This window comes from Streptomyces sp. JHA26 (genome assembly GCF_002005565.1).
Taxonomy (GTDB): Bacteria; Actinomycetota; Actinomycetes; order Streptomycetales; family Streptomycetaceae; genus Streptomyces.
Map to the genome: position 1 here is coordinate 1 of NZ_BDJC01000088.1, position 20,167 is coordinate 20,167.

The 20,167-nt window shown below is 73.1% G+C and carries 18 protein-coding genes; 6 read left to right on the top strand and 12 right to left on the bottom strand.

What is annotated here, in order from left to right; translation table 11 throughout:
• On the bottom strand, window positions 1-118 hold a 118-nt coding region (locus JHAT_RS31710; protein WP_143660559.1), incomplete at its 3' end, for a DUF2510 domain-containing protein.
• A 240-nt stretch (window positions 119-358) separates the two neighbouring features.
• Here JHAT_RS31710 and JHAT_RS31715 point away from each other — a divergent pair.
• The gene (locus JHAT_RS31715; RefSeq protein WP_077801738.1) at window positions 359-3,034 is read left to right on the top strand and encodes an AAA family ATPase; all 2,676 of its coding nucleotides are present in this window, start codon (window positions 359-361) and stop codon (window positions 3,032-3,034) included.
• Between the two features lie 9 nt (window positions 3,035-3,043).
• Here JHAT_RS31715 and pcaD read toward each other — a convergent pair whose 3' ends face one another.
• The 7 genes from pcaD to JHAT_RS31750 are packed head-to-tail and all read right to left on the bottom strand — an operon-like array spanning window position 3,044 to window position 8,477.
• Window positions 3,044-4,165, bottom strand: a complete 1,122-nt coding sequence (pcaD, locus tag JHAT_RS31720; protein ID WP_077801739.1) for a 3-oxoadipate enol-lactonase — start codon at window positions 4,163-4,165, stop codon at window positions 3,044-3,046.
• Window positions 4,162-5,490 carry a 3-carboxy-cis,cis-muconate cycloisomerase gene (pcaB, locus tag JHAT_RS31725; RefSeq protein ID WP_077801740.1) on the bottom strand — a complete coding sequence of 443 codons (1,329 nt, stop codon included), beginning with the start codon at window positions 5,488-5,490 and terminating at the stop codon, window positions 4,162-4,164. Before pcaB ends, pcaD begins: the two co-directional genes overlap by 4 nt.
• A complete protein-coding gene (gene pcaG, locus JHAT_RS31730; protein WP_077801741.1) occupies window positions 5,487-6,092 on the bottom strand; it encodes a protocatechuate 3,4-dioxygenase subunit alpha in 606 nt (201 codons plus the stop codon). The genes pcaB and pcaG overlap by 4 nt, the downstream gene beginning before the upstream one ends.
• A 5-nt stretch (window positions 6,093-6,097) precedes the next feature.
• Window positions 6,098-6,871, bottom strand: a complete 774-nt coding sequence (pcaH, locus tag JHAT_RS31735; RefSeq protein WP_077801742.1) for a protocatechuate 3,4-dioxygenase subunit beta — start codon at window positions 6,869-6,871, stop codon at window positions 6,098-6,100.
• 18 nt (window positions 6,872-6,889) lie between these two features.
• Window positions 6,890-7,081 (bottom strand): hypothetical protein, encoded by a 192-nt coding sequence (locus tag JHAT_RS36030; RefSeq protein WP_253195674.1) that lies wholly within the window; start codon window positions 7,079-7,081, stop codon window positions 6,890-6,892.
• Window positions 7,078-7,722 carry a CoA transferase subunit B gene (locus JHAT_RS31745; RefSeq protein ID WP_077801743.1) on the bottom strand — a complete coding sequence of 215 codons (645 nt, stop codon included), beginning with the start codon at window positions 7,720-7,722 and terminating at the stop codon, window positions 7,078-7,080. The genes JHAT_RS36030 and JHAT_RS31745 overlap by 4 nt, the downstream gene beginning before the upstream one ends.
• Window positions 7,722-8,477 (bottom strand): CoA transferase subunit A, encoded by a 756-nt coding sequence (locus JHAT_RS31750; RefSeq protein ID WP_077801744.1) that lies wholly within the window; start codon window positions 8,475-8,477, stop codon window positions 7,722-7,724. The genes JHAT_RS31745 and JHAT_RS31750 overlap by 1 nt, the downstream gene beginning before the upstream one ends.
• Before the next feature lie 222 nt (window positions 8,478-8,699).
• Between JHAT_RS31750 and JHAT_RS31755 the strand changes: the two genes are divergently transcribed.
• Window positions 8,700-9,161 (top strand): MarR family winged helix-turn-helix transcriptional regulator, encoded by a 462-nt coding sequence (locus JHAT_RS31755; protein ID WP_077801745.1) that lies wholly within the window; start codon window positions 8,700-8,702, stop codon window positions 9,159-9,161.
• A gap of 4 nt (window positions 9,162-9,165) precedes the next feature.
• On the opposite strand, the gene JHAT_RS31760 is transcribed toward JHAT_RS31755, so the two are convergent.
• On the bottom strand, window positions 9,166-10,131 hold the full coding sequence (locus tag JHAT_RS31760) for a DUF3048 domain-containing protein (protein WP_077801746.1): 966 nt from the start codon (window positions 10,129-10,131) through the stop codon (window positions 9,166-9,168).
• Between the two features lie 231 nt (window positions 10,132-10,362).
• Between JHAT_RS31760 and JHAT_RS31765 the strand changes: the two genes are divergently transcribed.
• Entirely contained in the window at window positions 10,363-11,553 is a 1,191-nt protein-coding gene (locus JHAT_RS31765) for a zinc-dependent alcohol dehydrogenase (protein ID WP_077801747.1), read from the top strand.
• Between the two features lie 138 nt (window positions 11,554-11,691).
• Here JHAT_RS31765 and JHAT_RS31770 read toward each other — a convergent pair whose 3' ends face one another.
• Entirely contained in the window at window positions 11,692-13,878 is a 2,187-nt protein-coding gene (locus tag JHAT_RS31770) for an OmpL47-type beta-barrel domain-containing protein (RefSeq protein WP_077801748.1), read from the bottom strand.
• A 14-nt stretch (window positions 13,879-13,892) separates the two neighbouring features.
• Window positions 13,893-16,370 carry a ThuA domain-containing protein gene (locus JHAT_RS31775; protein ID WP_171991156.1) on the bottom strand — a complete coding sequence of 826 codons (2,478 nt, stop codon included), beginning with the start codon at window positions 16,368-16,370 and terminating at the stop codon, window positions 13,893-13,895.
• Window positions 16,371-16,559: 189 nt separating this feature from the next.
• On the opposite strand from JHAT_RS31775, the gene JHAT_RS31785 reads away from it, so the two are divergent.
• Entirely contained in the window at window positions 16,560-17,555 is a 996-nt protein-coding gene (locus JHAT_RS31785) for a multicopper oxidase domain-containing protein (RefSeq protein ID WP_077801751.1), read from the top strand.
• A gap of 85 nt (window positions 17,556-17,640) precedes the next feature.
• On the top strand, window positions 17,641-18,690 hold the full coding sequence (locus JHAT_RS31790) for a LacI family DNA-binding transcriptional regulator (RefSeq protein ID WP_077801752.1): 1,050 nt from the start codon (window positions 17,641-17,643) through the stop codon (window positions 18,688-18,690).
• A 186-nt stretch (window positions 18,691-18,876) separates the two neighbouring features.
• Here JHAT_RS31790 and JHAT_RS31795 read toward each other — a convergent pair whose 3' ends face one another.
• Window positions 18,877-19,665, bottom strand: coding sequence for a VOC family protein (locus JHAT_RS31795; RefSeq protein WP_077801754.1), 789 nt, complete (start codon window positions 19,663-19,665; stop codon window positions 18,877-18,879).
• A gap of 202 nt (window positions 19,666-19,867) precedes the next feature.
• On the opposite strand from JHAT_RS31795, the gene JHAT_RS31800 reads away from it, so the two are divergent.
• A complete protein-coding gene (locus tag JHAT_RS31800) occupies window positions 19,868-20,116 on the top strand; it encodes a WhiB family transcriptional regulator (protein WP_077801753.1) in 249 nt (82 codons plus the stop codon).
• Window positions 20,117-20,167: the final 51 nt, after the last annotated feature.

Sequence of the window (20,167 nt, forward strand, 5' to 3'; positions counted from 1 at the left end):
ACCCCGCGGAACGGACCTGGTCCGTCCACGCCTTGCCGTCCCACCAGCGCTCGGTGGCGGGACCGTCACTTGTCTGCCCGGGGTCCGGGTACCACCCGGGAGGAGTCACCTGCGTCATGGCCCCACCGTATGAGGCGTCGGTGAAAGCGGGATGAGAGACCCCGCGCCCGCCCCCGCGCGCCCGCCCGCTGACACGTCGGCGGAGTTCCGCCGCTGGTGACGCTCCCGGCGTGTCGTCCGTGCTCTACCGCATGTCACCCGCCACGGCAACTGCCGTCCCGACCACTCACCACGGGGGCGATCGGGCCGCTAGGCTCGACGCCTGTACGTCGTTCGGGCGACATGGGGAGGTAGCGGGATGACGGAGGTACGGCCCACGGCGGCCGCCCCGGCCTCGCTGTGGGAGCGCGACGAGGAAGTCGCCGCCATCGCACAGGCGGTGGACACCCTGTGCGCGGACCGCTCGTCCTCCGGCAGCCTGCTGGTGTGTCGGGGCGAGGCGGGACGGGGCAAGACCGCGCTGCTGGCCGAGACCCGCCGCATCGCCGAGGCCCGCGGCTGCACCGTCTGGTCGCCGCGCGGCGGCGAGACCCTGCGCTCCGTCCCCTTCAACGTCGTACGGCAGTTGCTGCAGCCGGCCCTCGTGTCCATGCTCCCGGAGGAGGCGCGCGACTACCTCGGCGACTGGTACGACATCGCGGGCCCCGCCCTCGGCATAGCCGAACCCGGCGACCGGCAGGCCGACCCGCAGGGCGTGTGCGACGGCCTGGTCGCCGCCGTGAGCCGGCTGGCCCGCCGGGAGTGGCCGCTGGTCCTGCTCGTCGACGACGTCCACTGGGCCGACCAGGAGACCCTGCGCTGGCTCGCCGCGCTCGCCCAGCGCCTCGACGAGATCCCCGTCCTGCTGGTGATCGCCCGCCGGCCCGACGACGTCGCCGGCGACGGCGCACGCCACCTGCAGGAGGCCGAGGCCGCGGGCCGGCCCTTCGCCCCGCTCAGCGCCCTCACCCCGGAGGCGACGGCCGGACTCACCCGCGCCACCGTGGGCGCCCACGCCGACGGGGCGTTCTGCCGCGAGGTGTGGGCCGTCACCGACGGCAACCCCTACGACACCGTCGAACTGCTCGCCAAGGTCCGCGACAGCGAGATGGAGCCGGTCGAGGCCCGGGCCGCCGAACTGCGCGCCCTGAACCGCTCCGCCCGCGGCGGCGGGGTCGTCGCCCGCCTCGAGCAACTCGGCATGGACGCCACCCGGTTCGCCTGGGCCGTCGCCGTCCTCGGCACCGGCGTCACCGTCGACATGGTGGCCCGCATGGCCACCCTCGACCACGACGCCGCGGTCCGCTGCGCCGAGCTGCTCGCCGCCGACCGCATCCTCACCGCGCCCGGACCCGACGCCGGCCGGCCCGCCGGGGACGACCTGGAGTTCGTCCACCCGCTGATCGCCTCCGCCGTCTACGAGTCCATCCCCGGCGCGCTGCGCACGGCCATGCACGGCATCGCCGCCCAGCTCGTCACCGACTTCGGACTCGGCGCCGCGGCCGCCTCCCGCCACCTCCTCGAGGTCCACCCCGAGGACGACCAGGACGTCGTACGGCAACTGCGCGAGGCAGCCCGCGAGCACCTCGCCGTCGGCGCACCCGACGCGGCCCGGCGCTGTCTCGAACGCGCCCTGGAGGAACCCCCGTTGCCGGAGACACACGCGCAGGTGCTCTACGAACTCGGCTGCGCCACCCTGCTCACCGCGCCCGCCACCACCATCGGGCACCTGCGCACCGCCCTCTCCATGCCCGGCCTCGACGGCGACGAACGCGTCGACGCCGTCTTCCGGCTCTCCCAGGCACTCCTCCACAACGACCAGATGGAGGAGGCCGTCCGCACCGTCGAGGCGGAGGCGGCCCGCAACCCCGACCCGTCCGCACGACTGCGCCTGCAGGCCGTCCAGTACATGTGGGAGGGCATCCACGCCGGCGAGACCGCCTCGCCCGGCCGCTCCGCGCGCCTGGCCGAACTCGCCGCGACCTGCACCGGCCGCAACAACGCCGAACGCGCCCTGCTCATCCTGCGCGGCTTCGACGCCATGACCCACGGGGAGAACGCGGAGGAGGTCGTCGAACTGTGCGACCGCGCCCTCGTCAACGGCCGCCTCGCCCCCGGACTCGGCTGGACCGACACCGAGTGGGGCCTGGAACTGCCCATGATGCTGGCCAGCGCCTACGCCTACTGCGACCGGCTCGACCGCGCGGAAACCCTGTTCACCGAGGCCCTGCGCGCCTACGAGACCGCGGGCTGGAGCGGCGGCCATCTCGCCCTCGCGCACGCCTACGTCGGTCTGGGCCACCGCAGGCGGGGCCGCCTGCGGGAGGCCGAGGAGTCACTGCGCGCATCACTGCGCATCGCCGAGCGCGTCGGCCGCGGCCTGCCGCTGTACTGGTCCGCGATCTGCAACCTGATCGACACGCTGCTCGCCCGCGGCCACGTCGAGGAGGCCCGGTCGCTCGCCGACCGCTACGGCTTCGCCCCGCCGTACCCGTCCACGATCGTGCTGCCCGACCCGCGTACCGTCCGCGGCCGGCTGCTGCTCGCCACCGGCCGCACCAAGGAGGGCGTCAACGAACTGGAGGCCGCCGAGAAGGCCGCCGCCGCGCGCGGCCGGCACAACCCGGTGGTGGTCCCCTGGGCGACCGACCTCGCCCGCGCCCTCGCCGCGGAGGACCCCGGCCGCGCCGCCCACCTGGCCTCCGACGCGCGCCGCCAGGCCGAACGTTTCGGCACCGACACCGCCATAGGGGAGGCCCTGCGCTGCGCCGCCGCCCTGGAGACGGGCCCGCGCGCGGTCCGGCTCGCCGCCCAGGCGGTCACCTACCTGGAGGCCTCGCCCTGCCAGTACGAACACGCCGCGGCCCGCGTCGAGTACGGCATCGCGGCCCGCTCGAAGGCGGAGCTCGACCGGGGCCTGGCGCTGGCGCGCTCGTGCGGCTCGGACGGGCTGGTGGCGAAGGCCCGCGAGGCCCTGGCGAACCTCGCGGACTGAGCCGCCGGTTCAGCCGGCGGTGCCCTCCTCCTCGGCCAGCACCCGCTGGGCCGTCGCGAACGCCGAGTTCGCCGCCGGCACCCCGCAGTACACGGCCGTCTGGAGCAGCACGGCGCCGATCTCGTCCGGCGTGAGACCGTTGCGGCGGGCCGCCCGCACGTGCATGGCCAGCTCCTCGTAGTGGCCGTGCGCCACCAGCGCCGTCATCGTGATCATGCTGCGCTCGCGGCGCGAGAGCGTCCCGTCGGTCCAGATCTCCCCCCAGGCGTAGCGCGAGATGAAGTCCTGGAACCGTGCGGTGAACGGGGTCTGCCGCTTCTGCGCCCGGTCCACGTGCGCGTCGCCCAGCACCTCGCGCCGCACCGCCATGCCCCGCCCGGCGTCCCCGTCGAAGTGCCCGCGCAGCGCGGCCAGCACCGCCTCGGGGCGTTCGGCGGGCGCCAGGTGCGAGGCGCCCGGGATCTCCACCAGCGCCGCGCCCGGCACGGCGTCGGCGATCTCCCGCAGGTGCGCGGGCGGCGTGGCCGGGTCCTCGCGGCCGGCGACCAGCAGGGTGGGCGCGGAGATCTCCCCGAGCCGGTCCCGCAGGTCGAACGCGGCCAGCGCGTCGCAGCACGCGGCGTACGCCCCGGGGTCCGCCTCCCGGTGGTCCCGCACCAGCCCCGACACGGTGAACCCGGGCGTGAACCACCGGGCGTCGGCGCTCCCGGCGAGCTCGTCCAGCCCCTCCGCGCGCACCAGCGCGGCCCGTTCCTCCCACGCCTTCGCGCCGTTGAAGTGCGCCGACGAGCAGATCACGGCCAGCGACGACACGCGCTGCGGGTGGTGCACGGCCAGGTGCAGGCCCACCGCACCGCCCAGGGAGACGCCCGCGTAGGCGAACCGCTCGACGCCGAGCGAGTCGGCGAGCGCCAGCACCAGGCCGGCGAGGTCGCCGACGGTGGCGCCGGGACCGATGAGGTCCGCCGCCGAACCGCCGTGGCCCGGCAGGTCCCAGCGGATCACCCGGTGCCCGGTGGACAGTTCGGGCGCCACCTCGTCCCACAGGGCGTAGGAGGTGCCCAGCGAGGGCCCGAGCAGCAGCGGGGGAGCGGAGGCGGGGCCTTCGGTCAGGTGGTTGAGGAGAGTCAACGTCGCTCCAGGGCACGGTCGGTCAGGGCTCCGGCGGAGCCGGTGTAGCGGGCGGGATCGGTCAGTTCGCCGAGGTCGACGTCCTTCAGCTCCGGTGCCTCGGCGAGCAGGTCACCCAGATCGCGGTCCTCGGCCCAGGCGCGCCGGGCGAGTTCGGTGAGCAGCGCCTTGGCGCGGGCCCGCCCGAGCACCGGCGCCAGCTCCGCGGAGAGCCGCTCGGACACGATCAGCCCGTGGGTGAGGCCGAGGTGCGCGCGCATCACGTCCGGGCGCACCCGCAGGCCCTCGGTCAGCTCGGCGGCGTCCCGCGCCGCCGAGCCGGTCAGCCGCAGCAGGTCCCGCAGCGGCTCCCACTCGGCGTGCCAGGCACCGGCCGGGCGCTCGTCCTCGGCGGTCAGGCAGCCGTACAGCGTGGCCGCGAGCTGCGGCGCGCGCCGGGCCGCCGCCGCGATCAGCGTGGAGCGCACCGGATTGGCCTTGTGGGGCATCGCCGACGAGCCGCCGCCGCTGCCCTCCGCGACCTCACCGGTCTCGGTGCGGGAGAGCGTCAGCACGTCCGCGGCGATCTTCCCGAGGGCCCCGGCGGCGAAGGCCAGGCAGCCGGCGAGGTCGGCGATCGGGGTGCGCAGGGTGTGCCAGGGCAACAGCGGTGCAGCCAGGCCCAGTTCACGGGCGTACGCCCCGGGCAGCGCGGTCGCGTCCTCGGCGCCGTACGCCCCGAAGGCCGCCAGGGTGCCCGCCGCGCCGCCGAGCTGGGCGGGCAGCGCGGCGCGTACTGCGGTGATCCGGTCCCGGGCGTCGAGCACCAGCGTGCGCCAGCCGGCCGCCTTCAGGCCGAAGGTCGTCGGCACGGCGTGCTGGGTCAGGGTCCGGCCCGGCATCGCGGTGTCCCGGTGCTCGGCCGCCAGCCGGCCCAGCGCCCGCTCCGTGCGGGCGAGGTCGGGCAGCAGCAGGTCCAGGGTGCGGGCGGCGACCAGCATCGTCGCGGTGTCCATGATGTCCTGGCTGGTCGCGCCCCGGTGCACGTACGGCCCGTACTCCTCGCCGACCGCCTCCGTCAGGTCCGCGACCAGCGGGATCACCGGGTTGCCGCCGCCGCGGGCGCGCTCGGCCAGGGACCGCGGGTCGAAGCGGGCCGGGTCGGCGGCCCCGGTCACCGCGGCCGCCGCCCCGGCGGGGGCGAGCCCCAGCCCGGCCTGGGCGCGGGTCAGCGCCGCCTCCGCGTCGAGCAGGGCCCGCAGCCAGGCGCGGTCGTCGGTCGCGTCGGCGGCCGGCGAGCCCGCCCACCCGGGGGCGAGCAGGCCGGTGTCGGAAGCTGATGTCACCGGAACTCCAGGAAGACCGTTTCGCCTTCGCCCTGAAGGCGGATGTCGAAACGGTACGTGCCGTCGCCCTCGTCCCCGGCGATCAGCGTGTCGCGGCGCTCCGCGCCCACCCTGGACAGCAGCGGGTCGGCGGCCAGCGCGGCGTCGTCGCCCGGCAGGTAGATCCGGGTGAACAGGTGCACCAGCAGACCGCGGGCGAACACGCACAGGCTGAGGTAGGGCGCGTTCCGTCCGCGCGCCCCGGGGCGCAGCGTCCGCACGTACCAGTGGCCGTCGGCGTCGGTCTGGATGCGGCCGAAGCCGGTGAACTCCACGCCGTTGCGGCCGAGGAAGCCGCCGGAGGCGGGGTCGCGCCGCATCGAGCCGTCGGCGGTGGGCACGGTGCCGTCCGGGTCCGGGCCCCACACCTCCAGCAGGGCGTCGGGCAGCGGCCGGCCCTCGCCGTCGTACACGTACCCGTGCACGGTGACGGTGTCCGGGTGGCCCGCCGGCGCGACGTCCTCGCCGCCGCGGAAGGGCAGCGCGTAGCCGTAGAACGGGCCGACCGTGTGCGACGGGGTGGGCAGCACGTTCTCCGGGCTGCTGGTGTCGATCTTCGTCATGGCGGTCAGCGTCCTTCTTCGATCCAGGTGGCGTTCGGGCCGTCGAGCACGATGTCCCAGTGGTAGCCGAGCGAGAACTCGGGCACGGACAGACCGTGGTCGTACGTCGCGACCAGCCGCTGCCGGGCGGCGTCGTCGGTCACGGACTGCAGGATCGGGTCGTACGGGAACAGCGGGTCGTTCGGGAAGTACATCTGCGTCACGAGCCGCTGCGTGAACGCCGAGCCGAACACCGAGAAGTGGATGTGGGCCGGCCGCCAGGCGTTGACGTGGTTGCGCCAGGGGTAGGGGCCCGGCTGGATGGTGGTGAAGCGGTAGAAGCCGTCGTCGTCGGAGAGGGTGCGGCCCACGCCGGTGAAGTTCGGGTCCAGCGGGGCGTCGTGCTGTTCGCGCCGGTGGGCGTAGCGCCCGGCCGAGTTGGCCTGCCAGATCTCCACGAGCTGCCCGCGCACGGGCCTGCCGTCGCGGTCGAGGAGGCGGCCGGAGACGGTGATGCGCTCGCCGACCGGCTCGCCGGTGTGCTGCCGGGTCAGGTCGTTGTCGATCTCGGTGAGGTCCCGCTCCCCGAAGGCGGGTGAGGACAGTTCCACCAGCTCCGGGTCCTGGGTGACGTCGATGTCGACCAGCGGCTGCTTGGGGTGGCGCAGCACCGAGGAACGGTAGGGGGCGTAGTCGCGGCGCGGGTGGTGCTCGACGGGGGCGCCGCCGGCGACCCGCTTCTCGTAGGCGGCGTGCTCGGCCGCGATCTCCGCGTCGATGTCGTGCTGGGTGAGGGTCATGACGGTTCCCGTGGGTGACTAGCGGTCGAGGACGAGGACGAGGGCGCGGCCCCGGCCGACGCCGATGCGGGCGAGCTGGTGGGTGACGGTGCGGGCGAGGAGCTCGCGGCCGGCGTGCGCGGCCGGGTCGTCCGGGCGCATGCCGGCCGGGGAGCCGTCGTACCCGCCGAACGGGGTGCGCACCGCGCCGACGACGTGGACGTCCTTCACTTCAGGTCCTCCGCGACGGCGAGCGTGGCGCCGGTCCTGGCGACGACCTCGTCGACGCCCACGCCCGGTGCGGTCTCCACCAGGACCAGGCCGTCGCCGGTGACGTCGAGGACGCCGAGGTCGGTGATGATCCGGTTCACACACGCCTTGCCGGTGAGCGGCAGCGTGCACTCCTCGAGGATCTTCGGGGAGCCGTCCTTGGCGGTGTGGGTCATGACCACGATGACCGTGCGGGCGCCGTGGACGAGGTCCATGGCCCCGCCGATCCCGGTGATCATCTTGCCCGGGACGGCCCAGTTGGCCAGGTCGCCGGCGGCGGAGACCTGCATCGCCCCGAGCACCGCGACGTCGATGTGCCCGCCGCGGATCATGGAGAACGACAGCGCCGAGTCGAAGAAGGAGGCGCCCGGCAGGACCGTCACGGTCTCCTTGCCGGCGTTGATCAGATCGGGGTCGACCTGGTCCTCCGTGGGGTACGGGCCGGTGCCCAGGATGCCGTTCTCGGACTCCAGGGTCACCTCCACGCCCTCGGGGAGGTGGTTCGGGATCAGCGTCGGCAGACCTATGCCCAGGTTGACGTACTGGCCGTCCTCCAGCTCGCGCGCGGCCCGCGCGGCCATCTGTTCACGCGTCCAGGCCATCAGTCACTCACCGTCCGGCGCTCGATCTTCTTGTCGGCGGCCTGCTCGGGGGTCAGCGCGACGACGCGCTGCACGAAGATCCCCGGCAGGTGCACGGCGTCCGGGTCGATCTCGCCGGGCTCCACCAGTTCCTCCACCTCGGCGATGGTGACCCGGCCCGCCATGGCCGCCAGCGGGTTGAAGTTCCGCGACGACCTCGCGAACACCAGATTGCCGTGCCGGTCGCCCTTGGCCGCCCTGACCAGGGCGAAGTCGGTGCGGATGCCGTGCTCCAGCACGTACTCCTCCCCGTCGAACTCGCGGACCTCCTTCGGCGGAGACGCCAGTGCGACACCGCCGGAGCCGTCGTAGCGCCACGGAAGGCCGCCCTCGGCGACCTGCGTGCCGACGCCCGCCGGCGTGTAGAAGGCCGGGATGCCCGCACCGCCGGCCCGCAGCCGTTCGGCCAGCGTGCCCTGCGGGATCATCTCCACCTCGATCTCGCCACCGAGGTACTGGCGGGCGAACTCCTTGTTCGCCCCGATGTAGGACCCGGTCACCCGGGCGATGCGCCCCGCGGCCAGCAGGACGGCCAGTCCCGAGTCCATCGCGCCGCAGTTGTTGGAGACGACCGACAGCCCGCCGGTCCCGCGCTCGTGGAGCGCCTGGATCAGCACGTTCGGCACACCGCTGAGACCGAAACCGCCCACCGCGAGCGATGCGCCGTCCGGCACGTCGGCCACTGCCTCACCGGCTGTGGCCACCACCTTGTCCATCCGAGAAGCCCCATCTCTTCCGAGCGCCCCGGGGGTGAATCCCCATGAATTAATCAGGGCACTGAGTATTTCAGCGAGACGGCCCACACGCTGCCACCGGACGATCGGGGCGTCAAGACCTGGGAAAGTGCGAGGTGAATCGTATGGGGAGGCTGCGGACGGCACCGGGTCGCCCCGTGTATCGTCAGTGCACCGACGAATCTCACCGCTGGGGGAGCGCACATGGCCGCGGTCGATCTGACCACTCACCCCGGGCATCTGGCCCGGCGGCTGCAGCAGGCGCACCACCTGCTGTGGAACACGATGGTCTCCGAGGAGACCACCTCGCCGCAGTTCGCGGTCCTCAACGCGCTCGTCGCCGAACCGGGCCTCGACCAGCGCACCGTGGGGGAGCGGGTGGGGCTCGACCGGTCCACCATCGCCGAGGTGATCAGCAGGCTCGACCGCCGCGGACTGCTGGACAAGGTCCGCGATCCGCAGGACGGCCGCCGCTTCCTGCTGCGTCCGACGGACGAGGGGCTGCGCGTCCACCGCAGGCTGAGCGTGCGGACGGCCCGGATGAACCAGGTCTTCCTCGCCCCGCTCTCCGCCGCGGAACAGGCGGTGTTCTTCGATCTGATCCGACGGGTCGCGGACGCCGCCGAAGGACTCCGCAACCCGACCGAACGCGTGGTGGTCCCCTGACCGGTCAGGGCGTCTCGGTGAACACCACCCACACCGGGCCCTCGGCGAAGTTCACCGGCGTGCCGTCCCCGGTGGTGAAGGCCGTGCCCTCCTCGGCCGCCCCGCGCTTCCACGTCACGTCGTAGGAGCGCCCGTCGCGCAGCACCTCCGCCTTCCCGGAGCCCACGGACTCCACGTACGGCGAGTTGTTGCCGAGGAAGTCGCGGAAGGCGGACTCGCGCACCCTCACATGCTGGACGACGACCGTCGCCGGTGCCGGACGCCCGCCGTCCCCCTGGTCGGCCGGATCACCGTCCATGGCGATCAGCCAGCGGCCCCGGCTCGCCGACCAGGTGAAGGTGAAGCTCGCCGCCGGATAGCGCACCGTGCGCGAGGTCTCGGCCCGGCCGCCCGCGGGGGCCTCGCCGTAGCGGTAGCCCGTGGCCGACGCGGTGGCGCCCGGGGGAGAGGACAGCAGCCGGTCCGGCCGCAGGTAGAGGTTGTGCGGTGCGGGGCGCCCGTCGTCACGGACGTAGGCGTCGGGCGCCCGGTCCGGCGTCTCGGCCCGCAGGGGCGCCCGGTCGATCAGCGGGAGCAGCTTGCTCTGCGCGCCGGAGAACGCGAGCGTCGGCCGGTCGAACTGGCGCAGCAGCTCCAGGTCGGACTCCCGGGCGCTGCGCACCGGGCCGACCGACTCCGGCAGCCTGGTGGCGTAGACCGCCATGAGGCGGCTCAGTCCCCCCTCCACCGGCTCCACGTAGACGACGTCCGCGGCGTCCAGGCCCTTCTGCGGCCGGGCCTCGGGCGCGTTGTCGACCTTGACGGCGAGTACGGGGCGCGGGCCGTGTGTGCCGTGCGACCGCTCCAGGTGCGGTGCGCGGCCGTCGTCCTGCCTCGCCGCCGGCGGCGCCGTGCAGCCCGCCGCCAGTGCGGCCGTCACCGCCGCGGCCAGGAGCACCGGCACGCCGCCGGCCCGTGCTCCGCGCCGCACGGCACGATTCCGCCCGCGCGCACCGTGTCGCATTCCGGCCACCTGCCCACCCACTTCGTTGTCAGTGATTGTCCGTTTCGATAAGCATTCATGGCCATACCCGACTGAATCTGACAACGCACCCGGAATCCGCTGTTCGGCCGAACCGGCGGCGGTTCGGTGGGGGAGTCCCGGGGTACCCGGCCGCGACGCAGGACCGACGCGCACGGGCGACGGAGGGAGCGCGAGGCGATGAAGGCAGTTGTCTGGCAGGGCAAACGGGACGTGCGGGTCGAGGACGTGCCCGACCCGAAGATCCAGGAGCCGACGGACGCGGTCATCCGCGTCACGTCCAGCGGGCTGTGCGGCTCCGACCTGCACCTCTACGAGGTGCTGACACCGTTCATGACACCCGGCGACATCCTCGGCCACGAACCCATGGGCATCGTGGAGGAGGTCGGGGCCGAGGTGACCGGTCTCCGGCCCGGCGACCGGGTCGTGGTGCCGTTCCAGATCGCGTGCGGGCACTGCTACATGTGCGGCACCGGACTGCCGACCCAGTGCGAGACCACCCAGGTCACCGGCGAGGGCATGGGCGCCCCGCTGTTCGGCTACACCCGCCTGTACGGCGCGGTGCCCGGCGGTCAGGCCGAGTACCTGCGCGTACCGCAGGCCCAGTACGGACCCATCAAGGTGCCGGAGGGGCCCGCCGACGACCGCTTCGTCTACCTCTCCGACGTCCTGCCCACCGCCTGGCAGGCCGTCGAGTACGCCGCCGTCCCGCGGGGCGGCAGCGTCGCCGTCCTCGGACTCGGCCCCATCGGCGACATGGCCTGCCGGATCGCGCAGGTCAAGGGTGTCGAGCAGGTGTTCGGGGTGGACCTGGTGCCGGAGCGGCTGGAGCGGGCCCGCGCGCGGGGCGTGGAGACGTACGACCTGCGGGCCTTCGACAACGAGAAGGACCTGGTCGCCGCGATCCACGACGAGACCGGCGGCCGCGGCCCCGACGCCGTGATCGACGCGGTCGGCACCGAGGCGCACGGCGGCACCGTCGCCAAGCTGGTCCAGCAGTCCGCGGCCCTGATGCCCCGGTCCATCGGCGGCAAGCTCGCGGAGCGCTTCAGCGTCGACCGGCTCGCGGCCCTCTACACCGCCATCGACCTGGTGCGGCGCGGCGGCACCATCTCGCTGAGCGGCGTCTACGGCGGCATGGCCGACCCGATGCCCATGCTCACCCTGTTCGACAAGCAGATCCAGATGCGCATGGGGCAGGCCAACGTGCGCCGCTGGAGCGACGAGATCCTGCCGTACCTCACCGACGAGGACCCGCTCGGCGTGGACGACTTCGCCACCCACCGGGTCCCGCTCACCGAGGCGCCGCACGCCTACGAGATGTTCCAGAAGAAGCAGGACGGGGCGGTCAAGGTCCTGATGAAGCCGTAGGACCCACGGGCCGCCGAGGATCTCCGCCTGCTCGACGATCCGTCGTACCCGCCCGGGTGTCCAGAGAGGCCGGACGGACCCGGGCGGGTACGGGCGGGTACCGCCGGACCGGGAAGCCCGTTCCCGGCCCGGGGTGGGTCACAGCTCCTTGATCCGGACGTCCCGGTACGAGATCACGTCCGTCGTGCTGTGCACCTGGAGCCCGATGTAACCGGAGGCGTACCGCCGCCCGTCGGTGCCCGGGTCGTCCGAGCGCGCCGGGTAGAAGTCCTGACCGCCGATGTTGTCGAACTCGTTGATCAGCACGCCGTTGCGGTAGACCGAGTAGTGCTGGTCGACCACCCGGATCTCGTAGTCGTTCCAGGTGCCCTTCTGGGTGACGCCGGCCCCGGCGAGCCCCACCCGGTCGAAGCCGTAGATCGACCCGGTCTTGTACATGTCGCCGGTCGGGCTGTCGAACACCTGCACCTCGTGCCCGTACTTGATGGCGGCCCACTCCGGACGCGGCTCCTCCGGGTGGTCGTGGACCCACGGGAAGCGCACGAACACACCGCCGTTGGCGTTGCCGGCGTCCGGCGCGTCGTCACGCCACTGGAGCTTCAGCGAGAAGTCGCCGTACTTGCGCTCGGGGAACCACAGCATGCCCATGCCCGGCGTGCTGGTGCTGGAGGTGATCGACCCGTCCTCGTTCAGCGCGAACGAACCACCGCCCACCTGCTCCCACTTGGCGAAGGACTCCTGGCTGCCGTCGAGGATCGTGCGGTAGCCCTCGGTCTGGCCGGGCTTGCCGATCCCGGACTGCCGGGCGGCCTTGTTGATCGCCCGGACCTCCCGCTTGTCGACGACCCCCTCGTCCAGCAGCGCGTCCAGGACATCCCCGACGTGCTTGAGGAAGAGCGCCTGGGACGTCCACTCCTTCTCGTCCTCGATCAGCTCGTTGATCCGGCACCGGTTGTTCGTCACCCGGTTCGGCACCCCCGAGTCGACCGTGCCGACGATCACCGTCCGCCGCTCGTCGTACTCCGGGCAGGGCGGCGCGGGCACGCCCCCGCCCGCCACCACCGTGAAGCTCACGCTCAGCGGCTCGGACGTGTTGCCCGCCCGGTCGCTCGCCCGGTAGGTCACGGTGTGCGCACCGACCCGGTCGACGACCACGGGCGCGGTGTACGCCAGGTAGGGACCGGCGTCGAGCGAGTACTCGATGCCGGCCACGCCCGAACCGCCCTCGTCCGTGGCGCCGACGGTCACCTTGGCGCTGCCGACGTACGCGCCGTCGGAGTTCTTGGTGCCCTCCACGGTCGCGCCGGTCACCGGAGCGGTGGTGTCCTGCGGGGGAGCGGCGACGACCGTGAACCCGACGCTCTTCTCCGCCGCGACGTTGCCCGCCTTGTCGGTGGCGCGGTAGCGCACGGTGTGGGTGCCCACCTGGTGCACCATCACCGGCGCGGTGTACGCCTGCCAGGCGCCGTCGCCGACCGCGTACTCGATGGTGTTGACGCCGCTGCCGGTGTCGGAGGCGGTGACCGTCACCGTCGCCATGTCGAGGTACGCGCCGTCCGCGTTCTTCTCACCGCTGACCGTCGCCGAGGTCTCCGGCGGGGCCGTGTCGTCGGTCGGCGGGGCGACCACGGTGAACGTGACGCTCTTCTCGGCGGCGGCGTTGCCCGCCTTGTCGAACGCCCGGTAGCGCAGCGTGTGGTCGCCGACCTGATCGACGACGACCGGCGCGGTGTACGGCTGCCAGGCGCCGTCGGCGCCGATCGCGTACTCGACGCGGTCGACACCGGACCCGGCGTCGGTCGCGGCGATCGTCACGCTCGCCGAACCGACGTACTGGCCCTGGGCGTTCTGCGTGCCCTTGACGTCCGCCGACGTCTCCGGCGCCGTCGTGTCGGTGCCGCCGCCCTCGGTGACCACGAGCACGCCCTGCATCTGGCCGTGGCCGGGGATCGTGCAGTGGTAGAGGTAGCGGCCCGGGGTGAGGGTGACCTCGACGGTGTGCTTGCCGCCCTGGGCGTCGAACGGGTTGGCCAGGATGTTGAGCTGGACGTCGCTGTTGTACTCGGGGTCGCTCGTCACGAACGTCAGCGTGTGCGGCATGCCGGTGGTGTTGCCGGTGGCCTCACTGTTCTCGAAGACGATCGTGGCCGGTCCGGCCACCGCCGTCTCGGGCGCGGACGCGTATGTGGTGATGTCGTCGCCCGCGGTCCAGGTGAGGACCTGCTCGGCGGCCTCGGTCCCGGACCCGGCCCGGGGCTGTCCGGAGGCGGACGTGGCCTGGAGGCCGAGCATCATCAGCAGGCCCGCCAGCAGGGCGGCCCACATTCTTCGTTGCCGTATCACTCGTTCCCCCTCGCCAGCTGTCCGACGGCCGGCGTCGGGCCGCCGCCCTCGTAGGTGACCCGCCACAGGGCCGACTTGGAGTCCGAGGTGAAGAAGCCGCGGCCGTAGTCGAGGACGTACAGCGCGCCGTCCGGGCCGAACTTCCAGCCCATCAGGTTCTTGATGCCGTCGTTGCCGATCGGCACGATCTTCTTCAGGGACTCCGAGTGCACCGGCAGACCGCCGTCGCCCTGCGTCTTCGGGTCCATCAGCACCGCGTTGCGCGGCTGGTCGGCGTCGTAGAAGTCACCGACGAACCACTTGCCGTCCCAGTACGCGGGCCACTTGGTGGCACTGGTGCTGTCCGCGTCGTAGCGGTAGACCGGGCCGTTCATCGCGGCCTGGCCGCCGCCCTTGAGCCAGGGCAGCCGGTAGGTGGCCTCGCTCTCCTTGTACGACGGGACGCCGTTCGCGTCACGCGGGTAGTCGGGGCCGCCGCCCTGCGGCGAGTACCAGATGTTGTTGCCGGTCACCGGCGGCAGGTTCACCAGGCCGTCGTTGTTCGGCGACTCGTTCTTCGGGTGGTCGCAGTCGTACCAGCCCAGCGGCTTCGACGGGTCCGGCAGGTTCCGGTCCCGGTACGGCTGCTTGTTGCCCATGCAGTACGGCCAGCCGCGGTTGCTCGCCTTGGTGATCACGGCGAACGTGTCGTACTTCGCCGGGCCCCACGTCGGCGACGGGGCGCCCGCGTCCGGGCCGACCCAGCCCGCGTACAGGGTGTCGGTCTTCTTGTCGACGGAGATGCGCGCCGGGTTGCGCACACCCATCACGTAGATCTCGCCGCGCGTCTTGCCCCCGCCCTCGGCGGTCTCCTTGCCGGTGAAGAGGTTGCCCTCGGGGAGCGTGTACGTCCCGTCCGGCTCCGGGTGGATGCGCAGGATCTTGCCGTTGAGGTTGTTGGTGTTGCCGGCCGTGCGGCGCGCGTCGGCGAAGGACACGCCCTTGAAGTTGGGCTGCGGGTTGTTGCCGGAGTAGCCGTCGCTGAAGCCGCTGGAGTTGTTGTCACCGGTGGCGATGTACAGGTTCCCCTTGGAGTCCCAGGCCATCCCACCGCCCGCGTGGCAGCAACTGTGGATCTGCACCGGCCACTTGAGCAGCACCTTCTCGCTGCCCAGGTCCAGCTTGTCGGTCGCCTGGTCGAGGGTGAAGCGGGAGACGCGGCGCTCGGCCATGTGCGTGTCCCGGTTGATCTCGGAGTGCGGGGTGTAGTGCAGGTACACCCACCCGTTCTCCTCGAACCCCGGGTCCAGCTCGATGCCGAGCAGGCCCTCCTCGACCTTGGTCAGCTCGTCGCCGCCGCCCTTGTTGCCGAAGACGGTCAGCGCGCCCGCCAGGGTGACCTTGTCGGTCTTCGGGTCCCAGACGTGGATCTCGCCGGTGCCCTTGCCGACGTTCGGGTCGTTCCAGTCGGTCACCACGGGGTGGGAGGAGTCCGTGCCGCCGCGGCCGATGTAGAAGACGCGGCCGTCGGGGGCGGTGACCAGGCCGTGCGGTTCGCCGATCTGGTCGTTCTGACCGGGCTGGTTGGGGTCGGTCAGCCGCTCGGCCTTGTAGTTGGCGGTGATGGTCGCCTTGCAGTCGGCCTGCGCCAGCCGCGTCGTCCACAGCAGGGCGCCGCGCAGGTGGGCGCGGAAGTCGGTCTCGTCGTACGACGACACCGTGCCGCCCATGCCGGTGTAGAAGGACCGCCCGCCGTCGTAGTCCCGGCACCAGCTGACCGGGTGGTCCCACCCGTTGGCGCCCGCTCCGGGCCGGTACGTCGACTCGCGCACCCGGGCGACCGTGTGCACCTCGCCGGACGGGTTCTTCTGCCAGTTGAACCACTGGTCGGGCCGCTTCCACTGCATCGGCAGGTCCTTGGTGGCCGGATGGTTCCGGTCGCCGACCTCGACGGTGGCCCGCTGGACGTCCGTCGGGCTGGACGCGGCGGGCCGGGCGCCGACCAGACCGGTGAACCAGTCCGAGTACGGCTCCGCGCGGGCCGCGTCGTGGATGCCGACGAAACCGCCGCCGGCCTCCATGTACGCCTCCAGGCCCGCCTCCTGGTCCGGATCGAGGACGTCACCGCCCCCGGTCAGGAACACGATCGCGTTGAAGCGGCTGAGCTTCTTCCCGTTCGTGAAGACCGAGGCGTCGTCCGTGGCCTCGACCTTGAAGCGTTCCTTCGCGGGGCCGGACAGCCCGATCCGCTCGATCGCCGCGATCCCGGCGTTCACCACCGGCGACTCGTCGCCGGCCGCGGCGGATCCGTAGAAGACCAGGACGCGTACGTTGGCGCCGCCCGGAGGCGACGTGATGGACATCGTTGTCAGGGCTGGTTCCGGCGCCGGCCGCGCGCTGGCGGCAGGGCCGGACAGCAGTCCGGCGGTGACGAGTCCGGCGGTCGCGAACGCCGCCCAACTCTTTCTTCTCGCGCTCAACCCTCGCAAGTGCATGGGCACCTCCTCGGTCACGGCAGCAGCGCCAAGGAAGTTAGACCTCTTTGCGTGATCCGCCAATAGGTATCACCGATATGGATCGAACTTTGTCCTGAGCGTGGATAAACGGCGCGGGGCCCGGTACCGTCTCACCGGCTCATCACAGCTACGTCTGAGCAAATTCCGTACCAGTGTGGGGAGTTCGGCATGGACAGGCGCGGCTTCAACCGGCGGGTGCTGCTGGGCGGCGCTGCCGCCGCGACATCGTTGTCTGCGGTCTCGGGGTCGGCGGGCGCCGCCGACCGGTCGCAGGCGGTGCAGGCGGCGACGGCACCGGCCGGCGGCCAGGTGAAGCACATCAGGCTCTACGCCGAGAAGCTGCCCGACGGGCAGATGGGGTACGGCCTGGAGAAGGGCAGGGCGACGGTTCCGGGCCCGCTGATCGAGCTCAACGAGGGCGACACGCTGCACATCGAGTTCACCAACACGATGGACGTGGCGGCGAGTCTGCACGTCCACGGCCTCGACTACGAGATCTCCAGCGACGGCACGAAGACGAACCGGAGCGACGTCGAGCCCGGCGGCACCCGCACCTACACCTGGCGCACCCACGCCCCGGGGCGCCGCTCGGACGGCACCTGGCGGGCGGGCAGCGCCGGTTACTGGCACTACCACGACCACGTCGTCGGCACCGAACACGGCACCGGCGGCATCCGGGGCGGCCTCTACGGCCCGGTGATCGTGCGCCGCAAGGGCGACGTCCTGCCGGACGCCACGCACACGATCGTCTTCAACGACATGACCATCAACAACCAGGCCCCGCACAGCGGCCCGAACTTCGAGGCCACGGTGGGCGACCGCGTCGAGTTCGTGATGATCACGCACGGCGAGTACTACCACACCTTCCACATGCACGGTCACCGCTGGGCCGACAACCGCACCGGCATGCTCACCGGGCCGGACGACCCCAGCCGGGTCGTCGACAACAAGATCGTCGGCCCGGCGGACTCCTTCGGTTTCCAGGTGATCGCGGGGGAGGGGGTCGGAGCCGGGGCGTGGATGTACCACTGCCACGTGCAGAGCCACTCCGACATGGGGATGGTGGGGCTGTTCCTGGTGAAGAAGGCGGACGGCACGATCCCCGGGTACGACCCGCACGAGCACACCGGGACGGCCGGGGAGACCGCGGAGCACGAGCACTGACGTGCTCTCTTCGCCCAGGGAGGAAGCCCCCTCCCGCCCGGCGGCTGCCGCTATCCTGAGCGGCAGTCGCCGAGGAGGAGCGTCCGTGACCGAGACCGCGCCGCGTCCCACGCTGGAGGCCGTGGCCGCGCGGGCGGGGGTCTCACGGGCCACCGTGTCCCGCGTGGTCAACGGGGCGCACGGGGTGCGCGACGCGCTGGCCGAGCGGGTCCGGCGCGCGGTGGAGGAGCTCGGCTACGTCCCCAACCAGGCCGCCCGCAGCCTGGTGACGAGACGTCACGACGCCGTCGCCGTCGTCGCCGCCGAACCGGAGACCCGGGTCTTCACCGACCCCTACTTCGCCCAGCAGCTCCGCGGCATCAGCAAGGAGCTGACCGCCCACGACAGCCAGCTCGTCCTGCTGCTCACCGAGGGCCGCGAGGACCACGCCCGTGTCGGCCGCTACCTGGCCGGGGGACACGTCGACGGCGCCCTCGTCTTCTCCCTCCACCTCGACGACCCGCTGCCCGGCCTCGTCCGCCGCGCCGGGGTGCCGACCGTGTTCGGCGGACGGCCCGGCTGGGACGACGGCCGGGACGACGTGGTCTACGTGGACAGCGACAACCGCGGCGGCGCCCGCGAGGCCGTGCGCCACCTGGCCGGTCTCGGCCGCACCCGCATCGCGCACATCACCGGCCCGCTCGACCAGACCTCGGCCGTCGACCGGCTCGCGGGCTTCCGGGACGTCCGGGCGGACGCCGGTCCGGAGCTGATCGCGCACGGGGACTTCACGCCGGGCGGCGGTGAGCGCGCGATGCGCGAGCTGCTGGACCGGTGCCCGGACCTGGACGCCGTGTTCGCGGCCAACGACCTCACCGCGGCGGGCGCCCTGCGGGTGCTGCGCGAGCGGGGCCGGCGGGTGCCGGACGACGTGGCCGTGGTCGGCTTCGACGACATGCCGCCGGTGGCCGAGCAGACCGACCCGCCGCTGACCACGGTCCGTCAGGACGTCGAGGGGATGGGCCGGCTGATGGCCCGCCTGCTGCTGCGCGGCCTGGACCGCGGCACCGCCCCAGGCGACTTCCGGACGACGACGACGGACCCGCCGGCCGGCGTCGTCCTGCCGACGACCCTGGTCCACCGCGCCACCGCGTGAGCCGGAACGCGGAGCCCGACGGCGTCCGCGGCGCCGGCCGTCCACCGGCCGTCCGCTGGCCGGAACCGCCGGCGGTCCGGCCGGACGCCGTCCGTCCCGGCGCGGGCCGGAACAGGACCCGGCGGCCCCGCCCACCGGCACCGCTCACGCGCCGTGACGCGCGGCGACCCGCCCGGAGGGCAGGCCCTACGCCTCCCGCGGCGCCGGCCTGAGCACCGCGAACCGGGCGCCGTACGGGTCGGCGAGCCGGGCGAGGCGCCCGGCACCCTCGACGTCCGTCACGGGCATCCGCACCGCGCCGCCCAGCTCCCCGGCCCGGGCGACCGCGGCGTCCGCGTCGGCGACCGCGAAGTACGGCAGCCAGTGGGCGTCCGTCTCCAGCGGGTCGTCGGCGAGCGGGACGAAGCCGCCGAACATGCTCTCCTCGCCCTCCCCGGCCGGGTTCACGCACGTGTACGTCCCGGCGCCGGGGAACGTGACGGCGGAGGTCTCCAGGCCCAGCACCGCCCGGTAGTACGCGGCGGCGGCCGCGACGTCCGGCGTGTACAGCTCGACCCAGCACAGCGCACCGGTCTCGCCGGCCACGCCCAGGCCGCCCAGCCGCCCCGGCTGCCACACGCCGAACACCGCTCCGGCCCGGTCGGCGAGCATCGCCACGGTGCCCTGGCCCATCACGTCCATCGGCCGCATCAGCACACCGCCGTGGGCCCGCTCGGAGGCCTTGGCGGCGGCCTCCGCGTCGGGGACCTGGAAGTACACCGTCCAGGACGGCGGTCCCTGCTCCGGCGTCGTGCGCGCACCGCCGGCCACGATCCGGCCGTCCAGCTCGAAGAAGCCGTACCCCCCGGCCTCGGGTCCCGCCGACCGGAACCGCCAGCCGAAGAGGCCGCCGTAGAAGGACGCGGCGCCGTCGATGTCGGACGTGCCGACGTCGGTCCAGTTCGGAGCACCGGTGACGAAACGGGTGGTGAGCATCATCGCCCTCCTCGGAAGGGTCCCGTTGCCTGCACTGCCGAGTCTTCCACCGACCGCCGACCGTCGCTCCCGCGCGCCGCCGTGCGCGCCCGCACACGCGGGGAGACCATCGGCAGGCCGCTCGGCGCGGTCGCGGGTCCGGCCGGGCGTCGTTGATCCCGCGTTGATCGAACGTTTTTCGTCACGGGGCACGCTCCTGCCCATGCACATCGACACGATCGCGACGCCCGACACCACCTGGCAGCAGGAGGCGTTGTGCGCGCAGACCGGAGCGGACTTCTTCTTCCCCGAGCCCGGAAGCTCCGTGCGGGACGCCAAGCGGATCTGCGCCCTGTGCCCGATCCGCCCGGCCTGCCTGGACTACGCGCTGGCCAACGACGAGCGCTTCGGCGTCTGGGGCGGACTGTCGGAGAAGGAACGGCTGGCACTGCGGCGCACCACGACGCGCTGAGCCCGGCCGGACGCACCCCGCGTGCACGGCACGGGCGGCCGGGGCCGCGGC